Source organism: Alkalihalobacillus sp. TS-13 (genome assembly GCF_019720915.1).
In the GTDB taxonomy this organism is placed as follows: domain Bacteria; phylum Bacillota; class Bacilli; order Bacillales; family Fictibacillaceae; genus Pseudalkalibacillus.
In genome coordinates this window covers 237,309-254,177 of record NZ_JAHKSI010000003.1, presented here as the reverse complement: position 1 = coordinate 254,177, position 16,869 = coordinate 237,309, and the positions used below count along the sequence as shown (strand labels likewise).

The window sequence follows — 16,869 nt, the reverse complement described above, 5'->3', positions numbered from 1 at the left end:
TCTAGTAACGGACGTCCCCGACCGGGAAGAACGGCCAGATTGTAGACAGATAATAGCTCCCTAGAATCAGAGCACCCAGGTACATAATGAAGACGCCGTCGTTGAACGAAAACCCGAGCTTGTAGTAATAGGTCCGCTTTCCCATTCCGGTAAAACGCTTCGCTTCCATTGCGACAGCAATCCGGTGAGCTCTCCTGATGCTCTGGGACAACAGTGGAATCGAGTAGGATTTGATTTTAAAATAAAGCGCTCGAATACCCCGTTGCTGTTCGACTCCCCTGACTTTCATCGCATTACGGATCGTCAGAAATTCTTCGATCATGATCGGGATCAGGCGGAGCCCAGCCATGAAGCTATATGCATATTTCGGGTTCAATTTCACCTGTTGCATTAAGGAATAGAACAAGTTGACGGGTCGTGTCGTAAGCGCAAAAGTCAACCCCAACAAAGCGAAAATCATTGCCCTGAAGCCGAGATGAAGCCCCCGGTAAAAGCTCTCTTCGGTCACATGGATCAATCCCCATTTCAGCCAGGTCGTCTCCCCTTTTCCGAAAAGGATCATCGAAGAGGCGGTTGAAATGAAGATAATTACGAAAGGTATCATCAGAAGGCTGAGCCGCTTTTTAGGGTGACCGGAAAAGAACCAGAACAGGATGAACGCCCCGAGTGTCAAATTGATCAGCCAATTGATCTGGTGTACAAAAAGGACGAAGATGAAAAGGACAATCATTGTAAACAGCTTCAACGTCGGATTGATCTTATGAAGCCAGGTTTCCTTAAAGCCGAAATCCATCGCCATCCCTCCTATGCATGTACAGGCTCTTTTACCTGGATTTGTTCGTTACTTACCAATAAACCGTTTTCAATCGTCCAGACCCGGGTCGCGAAATGCTCGACGATATGGCGGTCGTGCGTCACCATGAGGATCGTGACGCCAGCATGCTGAAAAGCTTCAAGCATTTCCAACAACGCGAAAGTGTTTTTCGAATCCTGACCGAATGTCGGTTCATCCAAAAGTAAAACCGGCTGGCCCTGAACAATCGACGCCGCGACACTCAGCCTACGTTTCTGTCCCATCGACAGATGATACGGGTGGTGATATTGATAATCGCTGAGCCGGAACCGCTCAAGCACCTCCAGCACTCTTTCTTGAATAGCCGGCTCCTCCAGCCTTTCCAGCTGCAATCCATAAGCGATTTCTTCATACACCGAATTAGTGACGAACTGGAATTCCGGATTTTGAAAAACGAAGGTCAAATGATCTGTTATCCGTTTTCCGTTTTTGATCGCCTCGCCATGGATTTCATAATGCCCTGTCGTCTTGATGAACTGCATGAGCGCATGCAACAGCGTCGACTTGCCAGCTCCGTTTTCACCGACAATCGTAATCCACTCGCCGGTCCGGATCGCCGCCTCTTCAACTGAGATTAGGGGTTTCTTTTTCCGATAACCAGAAAAATTGTTAAGTTCGATTACGATTTCCTGTGCTGGTCCCAGTGTCCTTTTCGCTGTCCGGTTCCGCAGGTAGTCCTGCCAGACTCCTGGATACCAGATACCTTGCTCTTGCATCGTTTTCCGGTAGTTTTTCAACACTCGATCCTTGTGGCCATCTGCTATGATCTCGCCATGGTCATTGAACAGGATGATCCGATCAACCAGGTCCAAAACATGATCGAGCTTGTGTTCCACGATGATAAGAGTTTTACCGTCGCTGATCCTTTTGACCGTCTCCCAGATTTCTTCTGTCCCTCGCGGATCGAGTAATGCTGTCGGTTCATCAAGAAACAGCACCTCTGGCTCGAGCGCAAGGACAGATGCAATTGCCAGCCGCTGCTTCATCCCGCCTGACAGTGTTTGTATAGGTATATGGGGGTCTGCCAAGTCCAACCCTACCGCTTTTAAAAGGGAGGTGATTCTTTCAGGCATCTCTTCTCGCGGTATCTGCAGGTTTTCCAATACGAAAGCGAGTTCCTCATCAACGTAAGGCATGCAAAATTGCGAGTCCGGATCCTGAAACACATAGCCCCAGGATTCAGGAAGTTGGATCTTTTCCACTTTCATCGGGACTTCGACCGATTGCGGGATGAGCCCTGACAAAACTTGAAGCAGAGTCGATTTCCCACATCCTGACGGTCCGAGCAACAGCACTTTTTCACCTTTTTCAAACTGAACCGATAAGTCCTTGAAAAGCAATCGTTCGTCACCCGGAAACTTCAGTCTAAGGTTTTCAAGTTCGAACATCCGACTCACCCCCCCTTTACTGATCGAGTGCATCGTAATCTTGTTGGGAAGCCGGTCGCACAAGGTTCGTGACACCTGTTTTCTCCAAAGCTTTTACAAGATAATACGCGGCAACACCGGCAATCAGAATCGATCCGATGATTCGGAAACCGAGGAACAGGCTGAGATTCCACAATGCTAGATCCCCGATATAGCCTTTATAATAATCCATGATGATCGATCCGACCGCTGAACCGACTGCCGCGAGACTTACAACGGCAATGTCAAAACGTTTGTAACGGAACGCCATGAATACGAGTTCCGCGAACAACCCTTGGACAACACCGAACAAGAGCACTTCCAAGCCCCATTCTGATCCGACTAAGAACTCACCGGAAGCGGCAGCGACTTCTGCAAGAAATGCGACACCTGCTTTACGGATGATGAGATAGGCGACTGTCGCAGCCATGAACCACATTCCGTAGATCAACTGATCGAGGTGGAGGCCGAATGGTTTTACGAAATAATAGAGCGGGCCCCACAGCTTATAAACAATTCCGAAACCAATGGCGATGACAATTGTGACGAGGATATCTGTCAGCTTCAGACCTTTGTTCATGATGTCGCATCCTTTCCTGTTGTGGCTTTGGTTTGGAGATCGAACGGCCACTTTTGCAATGTGTACGCCATTTCCCAGAACCCATATTCATACTGGCTGCTGATGATGAAATGCTCCTTCATCCTCTCGCGGTCCTGTTCCGTAACGTTTTCAGCAATCTGGTCAAGTCTGTTGATCTGTTCCTCTACAAGCTCGCGGAACCATTCCCCACCATATGCCGCAATCCACTCCTGATAGATCGGTTCTTCAGGCTGGAATCCTTGTAAGCGTTCGCCGATTTCATAATATAACCAGTAACACGGTAAAATTGCTGCGATGATATCACCAAGATGGCCGAATTGGGCGGCACGATACATATGGGATGTGTACGCATACGCTGTCGGTGCCGGCTGGAAGGTAAAACGTTCCTCATCTGTAATACCGAGTTGTTTCGAAAAATTCTCATGTAAGCCCAGTTCTGCTTCGTAGGTGCCTTTAGCATGGGATGCCATGCTTGCTGTCGTTTCGATATTCGGTGACTTCGCTGCACCTAACGATTGAACCCTTGCAAAATGGGACAGATAGTAGGCATCCTGCAGCACGTAATACCGAAAGTTCTCGAGAGGGAGTGTGCCATCACCAATCCTTGTCACAAAAGGATGGTTGAAGCTCGCCTCCCAGATTGGATCTGCTGCTTCCCTTACGTACTTTGAAAAAGACATGTTTTTCCTCTCCTTTTCCAGACGACCCACGATTCTCCCATTTACAACTAAAAAACCACTTTCTTTGTACAAAGAAAGTGGTTGGTTGATTGGTCGAATCGGCCCATAGTCGTTATGTAACCCTAACCACCACTTCCCTACGCTGGTATCAACCAGATCAGGTTCCAAGGGTCTTAAAGCTACACTTTAATCTCAGCCTTTACGAGAAGGCCCCCCTAGTGGATCGTCTTATATAGTTATTTTCGATGTAATCGTAACACGTATAGCTGAAAAGTCAAATGATTTGTTAGACTCTCAATCGGTAAAATCGCTCGGGAACGATTTTTTTAGCTATTTTAAGGAGGGTGATTGGGTCTATTCTAGTAGTGTGATGGGCGTGATGATTAATCCGGCCGATTCGGGTGATAATCCGGCGGGTTTGGGGTATATTACGGCAGGTTCGAGCATTAATCCGCCAAAGTTTACTTTTTACACAAGTAAGACCCGCCCTCAAAACGAGCAGATCCATTTCATTTCACGAGCGAATTTTTAAATGCATAGATGACGGCTTGTGTACGGTCCTGGACTTCGAGCTTGTCAAGGATGTTGCTGACGTGGGTTTTCACGGTTTTCAAGGCGATCACAAGTTCATCAGCGATCTCCTGGTTCGTCTTTCCTTCTGTCATCAGCATCAAAATTTCAAGCTCACGGTTCGTCAAATCTTCATGAAGAGGCCGGGCATTGCCGCGCCGCATTTTCGTCATCATTTTTCCGGTCACTTCAGGCTCCAAGACCATCTCTCCACGATAGGTAGCCCGGACCGCATCTGCAATCGTACTCGCCTTCGAGGTTTTCAGCATATAACTTGTCGCACCGCTCTCTAACGCAGGATACACCTTCTCATCATCCAGAAAACTCGTCACGATGATGATTTTCGCTTCCGGCCATTTGGCGATGATCTGTTTCGTTGCTTCGATCCCATCCATCTCTTTCATGACAAGGTCCATCAAAATCACATCCGGACGCAGCTCCAGGGCAAGTTCGACCGCTTCGCCGCCATCCCCTGCTTCACCAACGACTTCGATATCCCGCTGATTCGACAGATATGCCGATACACCGATCCGCACCATTTCATGATCATCTGCAAATAATACTCTAATCATCTTTCTCCTCCCCCTCTCGAATGACAGGTATCCTTACTTCCAGCCGTGTCCCTTTGTTCGGTACGCTGATGATTTTCAACGTCCCGCCCAGCTCCAGGGCACGCTCATGCATATTCTGCAGGCCATAAGAGCCCGCTTTGCTCGTTTTAACATCAAAACCGACTCCATCGTCGACGACCCGCATCAAAACAGTACCTTCCCGTTCTATGCAAATGACTTCAAGAACGTTCGCCTTTGCGTGACGTAATGTGTTCGAGACCGATTCCTGTAAAATCCGGAACAAGTGGTCCTCCACCCCTTTTTTCAATGGAATCGGTTCAAGCTTCCAATCGATTTCAAGCGGTACTTTCTGTGATAGCTCTACAAGCAATTCCTTTATTCCTTCTTCAAGCGTTTTGCCTTTCAATGCCACCGGTCGTAAGTGTAAAAGAAGCGCTCTCATTTCAAGCTGCGATTGATGGATCATTTCTTCGACGAGCTTCAACTGCTTGCGTTCTCCGGTATCCGTCGATTCATTTACAGCGGACATCAGCATCGATGCCGCAAAAAGCTGCTGGCTGACGGAATCATGCAGCTCCCGAGCAAGTCGGTTTCGCTCTTCTGAAACAACCTTCTGGATCCGCTTCTCCTGATTCTCCGCTTTTTCATTGGCAAGCTTTTGCGAAAGCTTTGTCTGCTCTGAGATATGTTGCTGCACTTTTTCCAGATGTAACCATATTCCTTCGAATTCTTGCGTTTTCGTTTTGCCATTCGCCGCTTCAACTGGTCGTCCTTGTCCGATTTGGGAAAGCCCTGTTTCAACTTGGTCCAGCTGCTTCCGCCAGTACACCCCTGAACTGAAACCGAAAACGAGTCCGATTAAAATGCTCGCAAAGGTCGCGAACAAGATGAACGGTAAATCCACTATTTTACGGGACCACAAAAGTGACCAATCATTCAAGGGAAATGCGAAGAAAAACACACCGACCATGAAAGTGAGCAGTGTCAAAGAGATCGCTAAGCCAAGCAGGACTTGACGTTGGATGATGTTCATGTCCGCTTCACCTCAAGATCTCCGATGACCATTGACGTGATGATTTTCACCTTATGATGTGATTGATCATACCCTGCAGATTGATAAGACAGACATTGGTTGAACATTTTCGGTTCATAGTGCTCAAATATACGGCTTGTTCCGACGATCACAGAATGAGCAACACTGACATCAATTTCATATGGGACAAGTATTTTGATATTCCCGACAAGATTTCGAATGACGATTGTCGATTCGCCCTTAGGCAGAACAGTATTCCCAAGGTCAATCACCGTATCGCCGATTCCGCACTGAATATTCACATCGTTCCACTCATATGCATGTTCTGGCGTTTGCTGTCTTCCGAACAGGTTGTTTTCTAATAAATTCTTGCGTTTATACATTTCCTGATCACTCGAGACAGTCATCGACTCGGTGATATCAGGCTTGATATGCGCTGGATCCTGTTTCGACTGGGCAAAGCGGATGACAGCATAGATCAAGATTGCTACAAGAAGAAATTTGAAGGCCATCGTATTCAGGATCGTCAGAGTAAAGGCTATGACCCCGAACCAGAACAACAACTTCCCGATCGTCATATAGTATTTTTTCCGCCCGACATAAATACAACCAGCAGTAAGGATTAAAAAGAAAATGGGACCCATGCCATGAAAAGAGATTTCCAACAATAAAAGAATGACCCCGATTAACAATAACCAGCTCATTTTATCTGTTTTTGTTTTCATTTATGTTTTGGGCCCCTTTCTGTTTTGACAGCCTGTTGACAGTGGATAAGCGGCGGATCTCTTTGTCAGTCTTGTTCGTCGGTACTCACGTAGGACGAACTACGCTCCGTTCCTCCCGAACTTCGCTTCCGCGACCTCCTTGCTTCTACACTGTCAATATACTTTGAGGGATAAGCTTCGGATCTCTTTGTCAGCCCTGTTCGGCCGCTTTAGGCAAGCTGTCAATTTTATTTTCATGATGTGAACTTTTCATTCGAAAAGTTTTCAATTATTTATTACTGCGTATTATTCCCAAATTGTTTCTTTTTGGTAGCACTTCTAAAGAAAGCATTAGGATAATTTCCAGGCATAGAATCCCGGAATTTTGAACTTCCTTTGTAAAATAGACGAATAAGAAACAAGTAGTTCAAGGCACGATGGTTTTGAGGAACAGAAAATGAAACCGGCTAAAAACATCACGTCCTATGACAACGGCAGTACTAGCACGTCCTGTGCGTCGGAAATACGCCGTTTATCATTCGGATAGAAAAAGGCGCAGGGTTCCCACGCCTTTCCACCTTATCCCTTATAGCATACCATTTTTTGCTTAAACGGTAGAATGCTTTTCCTCTTTTTGCATTTCTTTTTCCAATTGTGCGATTCGTGCATCGATCGTGTGACGGTGATAACTTGAGTTCACCTGATGTTCCAAACGATCGAGGTATTGCTCGATTTCACCGAAACGGGAGAAGGATTTGCTTGAGAATTCGTTGGATGAGACGACCTTATCCATACGGTGATGTGCTCGCGTGATGTTTTCGCGTCCCATCAACTCCATACGCTTGATGTACATGTCCTTCAGCTTGTGCTGCATCACTTCGTATTTCTGCTCAAGTTCTTCAAGCTGTTTCACCGCGTTCTCTTTCGAAGCCTTGAGACGCTCAGCCCGCTCACTGTATTGGGCTTGTTCTTGAGCCGCGAAATTATGAAGCTCTTCTTCATTTGCCTTCAAAGCGATCTCCGCTTGATGCTTCCGTTTTTCAGCTAGTTCAGCCGCTTTCTCATATTCGCGAGTGAACTCCTCACTCAACAAGTATTGCCGTTCAACTAGCTTTCGTACCTTCTCAACTTCCTTTTCGCATTCCCGCAGATACTGATTGAGTACACTGATCGGGTTCTTGCGTTCTTTTTCATCCAGTATATCGTGAAAATCCGCTTCAATCGTCTCTTTCAATCTTCTAAAAAGTTTAGCCATCGTTCAATTCGCTCCTTTTAATTAGTTTTGATTAAATTCTGCCCATTCACGCTCAAAGTTCGTGAACGGATCGTCTTCTTTTTCAATTTTTTCAGTGACGTCGTCTTTCTTATTCCATTCCTTGTACACAACATATAAGATGTACAGGGCAACAACTCCTAAGATTGCAGGCACGTTTGCGACTGCGATGCAAAGTGCGATGATCCCGACCGCTGCCCAGAAGATTTTCTTAGATGACTCATCAGTCTTCGTAAATTGTTTCACCGCGTAATATCCGATGACGAGACTGAGTGCGAGCCCAATCATTGGCCCGAGATTTGCAATAAGGACGATCGCCGCAATTGCTCCTAGAATGAATAGTCCTAGTTTTTTCATCGTTTTTTCCCTCCTTCTTTTCTTGTCTCTATCGTATCTAGAATCCGGTTTTTCTATAAGGAGCCTGAGCTTTAACTTTTACTAAGACTTGGGACGTAGTTAACTATCGGAAATTCATTTTTCACTGAAAAAAGCTTACCGAAATTAGTCGATAAGCTTCCGTTTTAAGGTGATGGTACTATCTTACTGTTCGGCGTAATTAATATGAATACCCGCATGTTTCTCACAAAAACGGCGTGATTTTTTACAATGAGCTGTTAAATCGACTTGTTGATTTCAAACGAAATTCACGAGACTCCTGCGGGAACAGCGAGCCAGACGAGATCCCGCAGCGAATTTAGGACCTTCGACGAACAACCACATGTGGTGAACGTCGAAGCTGGCACATTTTGGGCTAGTGAGCGAGGAGGCTTGCGGAAGTGGGTTAATGCAGAAAAGTGATGTCTAGCTCAGCGACCAGTCACTTGGATCACTTCAATCTTCCTGCGACGGCGAAAGCCTCTTCGTCAGTTTTCCAGTGACCTACGTGACTTATCGGGTCGCTTCCGCATTTCGTCTGCCCGCGGAAAGGGAGTGAATTTGGACAATAATAAACAGAGCCTTTTCCCAAAGTAAAAGCCAGGGCATCATGCCCTGGCTCTAAGTATTCTCTATTTAAAAGATTTAACTCCCAAATAATGGTCTTGCCAATAATCGATAGTCAGGTCAGTCACTTCTACACCGTCAGATCCGGCATGGATCATCTTATTGTCGCCAATATAGATTCCGCTGTGCGAAGCTCCTTCTGTATCATAAGTTCCTTCGAAGAAGACAACATCCCCGACTTCTGGTGAATCTACTTGTTCTCCATCATATTTCCACATGTCGCTTTCTTTTCTTTCTAAATCAACGCCAACTTCTCCAAAGACATACTGGATGAAGCCGCTGCTATCAAAACCGTCTGGTGTCGTCCCTCCCCAAACATATGGTGTCCCAATTAGACTTTCTGCGATTGAAACAACATCAGATTCTGAAGCTTGTTCATCAGAAGCAGAATCATCGGAACTCGTTTCAAGTTCAACGGAATTTTCTGATGTTCCGGATGTTGATGATAATGCCTCCAGCGTTTCCGTGCCTGCTAAACCATCTACAGTAAGACCTTGTTCAGCTTGAAAATCCTTTACTGCTTGCTCTGTTATAGGTCCGAAAATGCCATCCAGGTTATACGAGTAATATCCGAGTGAGTCCAATTCCGTTTGTAACGTCTCTACATTTTCCCCGCGATCTCCTCTATCTAAGACCGATACGTTTTCTTCATTGCTAGAAACACTTTCTTCAACAGGTTTGGAATCAGCATTCGCGAATACACCGTCACTTAAAAGTGGTGAGACTGCCAGCGAGGCAACCAAAGTTGATGAAATGACATACTTTCTTGCAGACGATCTTGATGTAAACATTAAATTCCTCCTTAATGAACTCTAGTTTAGTAGCGCGCCCCTACCGGTTTGAAAAACACGAGTCTTTCAAACCAATTCCTAGTCTATCAAACGAACCCTGTAATGAGGTTGCATTAACATTAAGGTGGTATAAGAAACTGTTTACACGAAATAAATGAACTATGAAATCCCCTTCCACCTCAGGTTTCCGCAAAATCCAACTCCAATTAGAATCACAAAAAAACACCCATCAAAAGGGCTTGATGAGCGTTAAAATATTCCTTTAAATGCACGTTTTTTCTAAAATCTGTATGATATGTGGATGTTTTATTACAGAGATTTACCAGTAAAATCCAGAATAACCTTCGTCCCGACGTTCAATTCACTTTCAACCTTGATTTCTCCTTTGTGGACTTCGATAACCTGCTTGGCGATGGCCATGCCGAGCCCAGATCCTTTATGAACAGCACTTGTATTCGTTCCGCGATAATAACGATCGAACAACCGCTCGAGCTCCCGTTTTGGGATTCCCTTTCCATTGTCCGTAATTTCGACAACCGGACCTGATTTGACACGTACCTCAATTTCAGTCTCTTCAGGATTGTGAACGATCGCATTGTATAAAAGGTTGGAAACAGCCCGCTGTATCAGCTTTTTATCACAAAGGAATGGAACAACTTCCTTATCAGATGTATATTCAACCCTTGATTGGTCATGATCCGGATGGTTGAGCAGATCGATGACCGTATCACGCACAACATCGACGAGGTTTTCATCTTTTCGGTCAATTGCGACGAGCTCATTTTTCAACTGATACGTCAACTTAAGATCTTCAATCAATTCCTCCATGTACTTGGATTTGTTGAGAATGATATCGATATACATTGCACGCTCCTCCTGTGCCATCTTGTAGTCAGGGTTGACGAGCACCTCGGAATAGCCTTTGATGGATGAAAGTGGCGTCTTTAGATCATGAGTAATGTTCGCGATCCATTCTTCACGCATCCCCTCCGTCTTCGCCCGTTCCCGCTCATTGGATTGTAGTGAGTCAGATAGCTCATTCAAGCTGTGGTTGACATCCTTGAAAACACCTTTTTTGGTCTGCATTTTTGTATACGTACCCTGCGCCAGCCCCTCAATTCCATCGATCACCTTCAGCATCGGTTTGACCAGCTTTTTACTAGAAAGATAGCCGATCAGGATTGCGAAGATCAATACGACAATCATCGTTCCAATAAGCAGCCTGTTTATATCCCTTAAGATAGTGTCCGGATTGAAATTAAGGGAGGCTTTTGATACTTTATCGACCGGATAACCCATTATGTAGCTGAGTTCTCGTCCTTTCTTTTCAAGTATCCCGACAAAGATCGTGTAGCCTTCAATCGCTCCTGAGTATTTATAATTGAAAATCAGTTTACCTGGCGTATAATGCTCTGGGGCTTCCTCCGGTTTGTACTTGCTGAAGATCTCGTCTCCACCCTCATCAAGTACCTGGATCCAGCTTCCGTATTGCTGTAAAACGTCATCTCCGTTCTCATCAAGTGTAATTTCATCATTTTCAACGTTGATATGCTCTGCAAAATCAATTGTGATACTTGGAGCGTTCACACTCAAAAATTGATCGGGCTTTGGTGTTCCGCCATAAAATAAAAAGAACGTAATCATCATAAAGCCGATGAAGGAAAGGACGATCGTCACGATAATTGCCGTCAGGAAACGGCTCGTCAGTCTCCACTTCATATCAGCCACCTCTTGTCGACAGCTTATAACCGAGACCCTTGACGGTTTTTATGTAAGCCGGCTTTCCGGGTTCGTTTTCGAGCTTTTCACGCAAATGTCGGATATGAACCATGATCGTATTGTCATAACCGAGATAATCCTCACCCCACACCTTTTCACAAATGTGGCGTTTGCTAAGGATCTGATTTGCATTTTGAGCTAAATATAGAAGAAGCTGATACTCTTTTGCGGTGAGGACCACTTGCACTTCGCCCTTAGTCACCTCGCCGTGGTGAGGATTGATGACGATATCCCCGAACTCGATTCGTTCATCATTTTGGTGTTCATTGATCCCCATGTATTGGTTGCGTCGAAATTGAACCTTGATCCGGAAAGCGACTTCCTTCGGGCTGAACGGTTTCGTCACATAATCATCGCCGCCGATTCCAAGTCCCAACAGCTTATCGACATCATCTGTCTTTGCTGATAAAAAGATGATCGGCACGACTGTGATTTCCCTGATCCGCCTGCACACCTCGAGTCCATCAATGTCAGGCAGCATGATATCCAGGACGATCAGATCCGGCTGTTTTTCTTTGCAAATCTGGATTCCTTCAAGTCCTGTCGCCGCTTTATAAATCGTTTCAAATCCTTCTTTTATAAGTACCGTTTCAAGAAGATCGAGAATCTCCTTTTCATCATCCACAAGCAGGATCTTCTTTTCCGAAAGGCCTTCCACATTAAACATATGATTCACCTAATCTCTTCATTGTCCAACCTAAACAATATCTCTTTTCCGGAATTGCAATAAACCGACACTATTGATCAACACAAAGGTACTGATGCAGACCACATACATGATGTCGTCTTTATTTCCTGATTCGAACATATCTACCAATGAAGTGTAGATCGGATAGGTCCAAGGATAATAGATCCAATACTTAGCTGAATTTGCAATGAGCATCGACGGCAAGGCCAGCCCTATCCCAACAGCAAGCGGAACACCGATATGCGAAAACCGGAAACTGATATAAAATTGGATTGCGATGATCGGAAGCGCGGCAACAATCGCAAGCATCGATCTCCCGAACATTAGACCATACGGGATATCTCCAGATGCATTCAGCGAAAGACCAGCTGCCAAAAACATCACTCCGAGCATTATGGCGCTGTATACGATCAACAGCATTGCAGTCACTAGTTTTGATAGATAGACGTTCTCCCGTTTGACCGGCAGCGAAAACAATTGCTTCCATCCGTCATTATGATGCTCAATCCGAGCGATGATGGCGATGATCACTGCAATCATGATCGGAAAAATCAACGAGGAAAACTGTGATATGCTCCCAATATAGAGCATCTTCCATAGATCAGCATCTTCACCTATGTATTGCGCAGCAAACATCCTTCCCTGTAAGATTGACAACAGAGGAAGAAAAGTCGCCAGTAACAACAGCTTTGAGCGTTTCACTTTCAATAATTCGATTTGCAATGCTTTTAACATCTTTCTACCTCCTTAGATTATATCCTTTTTCTGAAATAGCAGCATTCCAAAAATAAGCAGGATGACACCTGAACCAAGTCCTCCGTATAAAACAATCGCAGGGTCAAAATCGGGTAGATTACCAGCCATATAGGTATAGAGATAAGGATAATACGAGCTCAGTCCTGTATCTTTCACTAGAAACACACCCGCCACGACCATCCCGACAAAAGCAAAGACCACTGGCATGATCGGATTCTTTACAAATGTGCTGAGTCCGTTCTGAATCGCCGCCACACCTAATATCGCTGCAAACTGATAACCGACGTACTTAGTGAACATCGTGATAGGAAACACTTCTGGAAAACCAATGATTTTTCCAACAATGAAAAGACCAGCTGTATTCAATAGGATAAGAGCAAAACCGAAAATAACGATCGTCAAATATTTTGATAAAAACACCTGGCTTCGTGTTACCGGCAAACTCAAAAGCTTTTTCCAGTTATCGATTTTCGTCTCATACTGGTTGATGAACATGCTGATGATCGCGATAAAGACAGAAAGGAACAGTCCCCAGCTCAAGACGTTATGGTTCTCATTCACAAGGACCTCCCATGAGGAAATGCCCTGTTCCTGTGCCTTCGGAAACAGATAATCCTCATAACGGATGAACATATCAAGAAACATCGCCGCTGTTGTTCCAGTCGGGATGACGAGAATGAACAACCATAATAGGTTCCTTTTTTGCTTGATCATCTCCGTTTGCATAAGGCGTATGACATTCATCGTTTACTCTCCTCCTCCTTCGTAACGGATAAGAAGATATCCTCAAGCGTATCCTTCTGTTCACTCAAGTGTGTCACAGCGATTTCATCCAACACGAGCTTCTTGTTGATCGTACTCGGTTCGACTTGCTGATCCTTGATAAACAGACGGCCGCCATTCACCTCGATACGATAGCCCATCTCTTTTAACGAAATTAGTGCATCCTCCATCGGATTTGCCGCGATCTGAAGCGTTGAAGCACTTTTCCCACGAAGCTCCTGCAGCGTACCCTGAAAAATCATCTGCCCTTTATTGATGATTCCGACATGATCAGCCATCAGTTCGATTTCACTCAAAATGTGGCTCGATACAAGCACGGTCATTCCTGATCCCTTGGGCAGACGTTTGATGAGATCACGCATTTCATGAATTCCTGAAGGATCGAGTCCATTTGTCGGTTCATCCAAAATCAATAACTCTGGATTCCCCATTAGAGCCTGGGCGATTCCAAGGCGCTGCTTCATCCCGAGTGAGTACTTTTTCACAAGCTTGTTTTTCACATCAGTAAGCTTGACGACACCGAGCACACGATCGATCTCCCTTTTTGGCAGGTCAAGAATCTTCCTTGTGATATTCAAATTTTCATAAGCGGTAAGATGTCCATAATAGGATGGGGATTCAACCATCGATCCGACCTTTTTTAAAATATCGATCCTGTTCGATTTCAATGGTTTTCCGAAAATCTGCACATCACCTTCAGTAGGATTGATCAGTCCGAGAAGCATGCGGATCGTTGTCGATTTCCCTGCCCCGTTCGGACCAAGAAATCCGTATATCCCTCCTGTCGGCACCTTCAAGTCCACCTGATCCACAGCTTTAAAGCTTCCGAATGACTTCCTCAGCTGATTCGTTTCGATTAGAAAATTACTCATTACGTTCGCCTCCTTTAAATACAATTGCAGTATATCGAGCGAACCTTAAGGATGATTTCAGCTAACCTTAATTCTTCCTTAATTTTCATGTGGCGGTTTTTGGAAGGTTTTTCCGGGTGCGAAATCGAATACGAATGGTGTTAGGAGGAATCGATATGGAAACAATACATAACGTTATCGAAAAGTATTTCGCGAGTTGGAATGAGGCGTTTGACAGTAAAAATAGTAACGTGATCCGGGAACATATGTCTGAGCGTTTCGTCGGCTATTGGGGAAGGTCCGGGATGGATGAGCCGATGCAATACGGTTACAACTATGATCTCGACAATGTCCTTGCGCAATATGACGATGCACATAAAAGTTTCGAAATCTTATCGCACATTGAACGCAAGCCTGGCGAGGAATTCCTTGTCATCGGCACGGAAACGAATGTCATCCAGGGTATACCCCACCATGCGAAGGCGATGTTCATTTGGCGGAAAGAAAACGAAGAATGGAAATTACAAAGGGAATTCATCGAGCTCGAGAAATGATCTGGTGGAATGATGAATACGATTATATGGGAAAACTTAGAGGACTTTGGCTGCGAATACCTGCAGGCAAAGGAACGCGGCGATGAACTGTCTGTTGAAAGCACGATTATTTTGATCAATGACGGAAAGCCTTTGAAGGTGAACTATAAATTGCTGTTGGAGAAATGGAAAACGAAAAAAGCGACGATCGAAGTGGATCAAACCTTTCTGGAAGTCACATCGGACGGTGAAGGGATCTGGTTCGATCAATACCGGCGCTGGATCCCTGAACTCGATGGAGCGATTGATATCGATATTTCAACAACACCCTTTTCAAATTCACTCCCGATCAACCGGTTTGATTGGAAAGTGGGGGAATTGAGGGATTTCGAAATGGTCTATTTGGCTATACCTTCATTGCAATTGAAAAAGGTCCACCAGAGATATACCTTTGTGGAACAAAAGAGTCACTCCCGGATTTTTCGATATGAAAGTCCAACCTATCAATCCTTGATCACAGTCGATAAAGAAGGACTGGTGATTGAGTACCCGGATCTATTCAAACGGCGGTATTGATGGTATGGTATGATATACTGATTGAAGCGAAAAATGAAATGGACAATCAAAGGATGGAATGCAGCATGGATGGACAAAATCGCGCCAACATACAGCCAGGTGTCGAGGTCGACATCGTATTGAAAAAAGATCAAAGAACTGGGAAGTTGACCCGGGGTGTCGTGAGGGATATCCTGACGAATTCCAGTTTTCACCCGCACGGCATCAAAGTTCGCCTTCAAGATGGACAAGTCGGCCGCGTAAAAGAAGTTTTCAATAAGGAAAGCTGACCGAAACTGATATTTCGGCCAGCTTTTTTTCATTTATTTTGTTTGTGGGTGGGTGTTTTGGGGGCAGGTTACGCAAATTTGGTGTGCGCTTGAGCAATTTCAAGGTAAACTTGAGCAATTTCAAGGTAAACTTGAGCAATTTCAGGGTAAACTTGAGCAATTTCAGGGTGATCTTGAGCAATTTCGGGGTGAACTTGAGCAATTTCAGGGTGATCTTGAGCAATTTCGGGGTGAACTTGAGCAATTTCAGGGTGCGCTTGAGCAATTTCAGGGTGATCTTGAGCAATTTCAGGGTGATCTTGAGCAATTTCAGGGAAGTCTTGTTCAATTTGGTACGATTTTACTACGGAAAATCGCTTCATCTTAAAGCCACCCCGCCTCTAGCTCAACTTTTATAAAACAAATACAGACCGAATCCGAGGGTATCCCTCCCCCAGCGCAGATAGGTTGAACGCCACTTCCGGATCCGGTCGCGCATCGCGGCCACGTCTGGATCATCGGAATTCTCCAGACAATACTTCTCCATCGAAGAAGAGTATAGCCACTCATATGCGTCCCACTCATCCTCACTTGTCACATGCGCCCACATCGGAATCAAACCAAGCTCTTCGCCCACCGCAATGTTCTCATGATGGGTCAGCAACTCTTCTTTAGTCGCTCCTAGCGCCTCCAGATACGCCGCTTCAGGTTCCTTTTTCCAGTACCCTTCACCGGCCAGCAGGTATCCGCCGGGCTTTACTACTTCACTCATTTTCTCCAGAGTGAGCCGATAGTTCCCGAGAGCATGCGTCGCCCCCAGGCAAATCGCAGCATTGAACACTTCATCGAGCTCGCCTATCACTTTTTTCGCATCGTTATTCAAAATTCGTAATTGACCTGGATCAATCCGCTGACCCGCACTTTGACGAGCAGCTTTTATAAAATCTTCTTCAATCTCAATGGCTGTGCCCACCACATTATGGCGCTCGATCAAATTGATCAGCACGCCACATTTGCCTGCTCCGATATCGAGTACTTTATCCCCGCTGCTGAATGGGATACGATCCATTGTTGCCCTCAGCTTTTCCTTACTGATCGGATTGCAGATTTCATGGTTACGGTGCGCGATGACGGAAAATTTGTTTGTCGCCATTCTCTTCCTCCCCGTTT

Annotated in this window: 20 protein-coding genes and 1 riboswitch; of the genes, 3 read left to right on the top strand and 17 right to left on the bottom strand. The window is 45.2% G+C overall.

Going from position 1 to position 16,869, the window contains the following annotated elements; all coding sequences use genetic code 11:
• Position 1 precedes the first annotated feature (1 nt).
• The 15 genes from KOL94_RS20295 to KOL94_RS20225 form a co-directional block, all read right to left on the bottom strand.
• On the bottom strand, positions 2-799 hold the full coding sequence (locus KOL94_RS20295; protein ID WP_221568489.1) for an energy-coupling factor transporter transmembrane component T family protein: 798 nt from the start codon (positions 797-799) through the stop codon (positions 2-4).
• A 5-nt stretch (positions 800-804) separates the two neighbouring features.
• Entirely contained in the window at positions 805-2,250 is a 1,446-nt protein-coding gene (locus KOL94_RS20290) for an ABC transporter ATP-binding protein (protein ID WP_483298095.1), read from the bottom strand.
• A gap of 7 nt (positions 2,251-2,257) precedes the next feature.
• Positions 2,258-2,839, bottom strand: coding sequence for an ECF transporter S component (locus KOL94_RS20285; protein WP_221568487.1), 582 nt, complete (start codon positions 2,837-2,839; stop codon positions 2,258-2,260).
• Entirely contained in the window at positions 2,836-3,540 is a 705-nt protein-coding gene (gene tenA / locus KOL94_RS20280; protein WP_221568486.1) for a thiaminase II, read from the bottom strand. The genes KOL94_RS20285 and tenA overlap by 4 nt, the downstream gene beginning before the upstream one ends.
• A gap of 117 nt (positions 3,541-3,657) precedes the next feature.
• Positions 3,658-3,767, bottom strand: a riboswitch (TPP riboswitch).
• A gap of 282 nt (positions 3,768-4,049) precedes the next feature.
• Positions 4,050-4,682 (bottom strand): response regulator transcription factor, encoded by a 633-nt coding sequence (locus KOL94_RS20275; RefSeq protein ID WP_221568485.1) that lies wholly within the window; start codon positions 4,680-4,682, stop codon positions 4,050-4,052.
• On the bottom strand, positions 4,675-5,715 hold the full coding sequence (locus tag KOL94_RS20270) for a sensor histidine kinase (protein WP_221568484.1): 1,041 nt from the start codon (positions 5,713-5,715) through the stop codon (positions 4,675-4,677). Before KOL94_RS20270 ends, KOL94_RS20275 begins: the two co-directional genes overlap by 8 nt.
• Positions 5,712-6,440, bottom strand: a complete 729-nt coding sequence (liaF, locus tag KOL94_RS20265) for a cell wall-active antibiotics response protein LiaF (protein WP_221568483.1) — start codon at positions 6,438-6,440, stop codon at positions 5,712-5,714. Before liaF ends, KOL94_RS20270 begins: the two co-directional genes overlap by 4 nt.
• 586 nt (positions 6,441-7,026) lie before the next feature.
• Positions 7,027-7,674, bottom strand: coding sequence for a PspA/IM30 family protein (locus tag KOL94_RS20260; RefSeq protein WP_221568482.1), 648 nt, complete (start codon positions 7,672-7,674; stop codon positions 7,027-7,029).
• 21 nt (positions 7,675-7,695) lie between these two features.
• Positions 7,696-8,049, bottom strand: coding sequence for a lmo0954 family membrane protein (locus KOL94_RS20255; RefSeq protein WP_221568481.1), 354 nt, complete (start codon positions 8,047-8,049; stop codon positions 7,696-7,698).
• A 650-nt stretch (positions 8,050-8,699) separates the two neighbouring features.
• Positions 8,700-9,485 carry a C40 family peptidase gene (locus KOL94_RS20250; protein WP_221568480.1) on the bottom strand — a complete coding sequence of 262 codons (786 nt, stop codon included), beginning with the start codon at positions 9,483-9,485 and terminating at the stop codon, positions 8,700-8,702.
• A gap of 309 nt (positions 9,486-9,794) precedes the next feature.
• On the bottom strand, positions 9,795-11,204 hold the full coding sequence (locus KOL94_RS20245; RefSeq protein WP_221568479.1) for a HAMP domain-containing sensor histidine kinase: 1,410 nt from the start codon (positions 11,202-11,204) through the stop codon (positions 9,795-9,797).
• A 1-nt stretch (position 11,205) separates the two neighbouring features.
• Positions 11,206-11,931, bottom strand: coding sequence for a response regulator transcription factor (locus KOL94_RS20240; RefSeq protein ID WP_221568478.1), 726 nt, complete (start codon positions 11,929-11,931; stop codon positions 11,206-11,208).
• Between the two features lie 30 nt (positions 11,932-11,961).
• Complete coding sequence (locus tag KOL94_RS20235) at positions 11,962-12,687, bottom strand: ABC transporter permease (RefSeq protein WP_221568477.1); 726 nt, start codon at positions 12,685-12,687, stop codon at positions 11,962-11,964.
• A gap of 12 nt (positions 12,688-12,699) precedes the next feature.
• Positions 12,700-13,452 carry an ABC transporter permease gene (locus KOL94_RS20230; RefSeq protein ID WP_221568476.1) on the bottom strand — a complete coding sequence of 251 codons (753 nt, stop codon included), beginning with the start codon at positions 13,450-13,452 and terminating at the stop codon, positions 12,700-12,702.
• On the bottom strand, positions 13,449-14,363 hold the full coding sequence (locus tag KOL94_RS20225) for an ABC transporter ATP-binding protein (protein WP_221568475.1): 915 nt from the start codon (positions 14,361-14,363) through the stop codon (positions 13,449-13,451). Before KOL94_RS20225 ends, KOL94_RS20230 begins: the two co-directional genes overlap by 4 nt.
• A gap of 155 nt (positions 14,364-14,518) precedes the next feature.
• Here KOL94_RS20225 and KOL94_RS20220 point away from each other — a divergent pair, with 155 nt between their 5' ends.
• The 3 genes from KOL94_RS20220 (at position 14,519) to KOL94_RS20210 (ending at position 15,720) form a co-directional block, all read left to right on the top strand.
• Positions 14,519-14,896: a DUF4440 domain-containing protein gene (locus KOL94_RS20220; RefSeq protein WP_221568474.1), complete on the top strand. Its 378-nt coding sequence runs from the start codon at positions 14,519-14,521 to the stop codon at positions 14,894-14,896.
• Between the two features lie 12 nt (positions 14,897-14,908).
• Positions 14,909-15,451 (top strand): putative glycolipid-binding domain-containing protein, encoded by a 543-nt coding sequence (locus KOL94_RS20215; RefSeq protein WP_221568473.1) that lies wholly within the window; start codon positions 14,909-14,911, stop codon positions 15,449-15,451.
• A 65-nt stretch (positions 15,452-15,516) separates the two neighbouring features.
• Complete coding sequence (locus tag KOL94_RS20210; protein WP_221568607.1) at positions 15,517-15,720, top strand: YwbE family protein; 204 nt, start codon at positions 15,517-15,519, stop codon at positions 15,718-15,720.
• A gap of 68 nt (positions 15,721-15,788) precedes the next feature.
• Here KOL94_RS20210 and KOL94_RS20205 read toward each other — a convergent pair whose 3' ends face one another.
• Positions 15,789-16,082 carry a hypothetical protein gene (locus tag KOL94_RS20205; RefSeq protein ID WP_221568472.1) on the bottom strand — a complete coding sequence of 98 codons (294 nt, stop codon included), beginning with the start codon at positions 16,080-16,082 and terminating at the stop codon, positions 15,789-15,791.
• 23 nt (positions 16,083-16,105) lie between these two features.
• Positions 16,106-16,852, bottom strand: coding sequence for an SAM-dependent methyltransferase (locus KOL94_RS20200; protein ID WP_221568471.1), 747 nt, complete (start codon positions 16,850-16,852; stop codon positions 16,106-16,108).
• Positions 16,853-16,869: the final 17 nt, after the last annotated feature.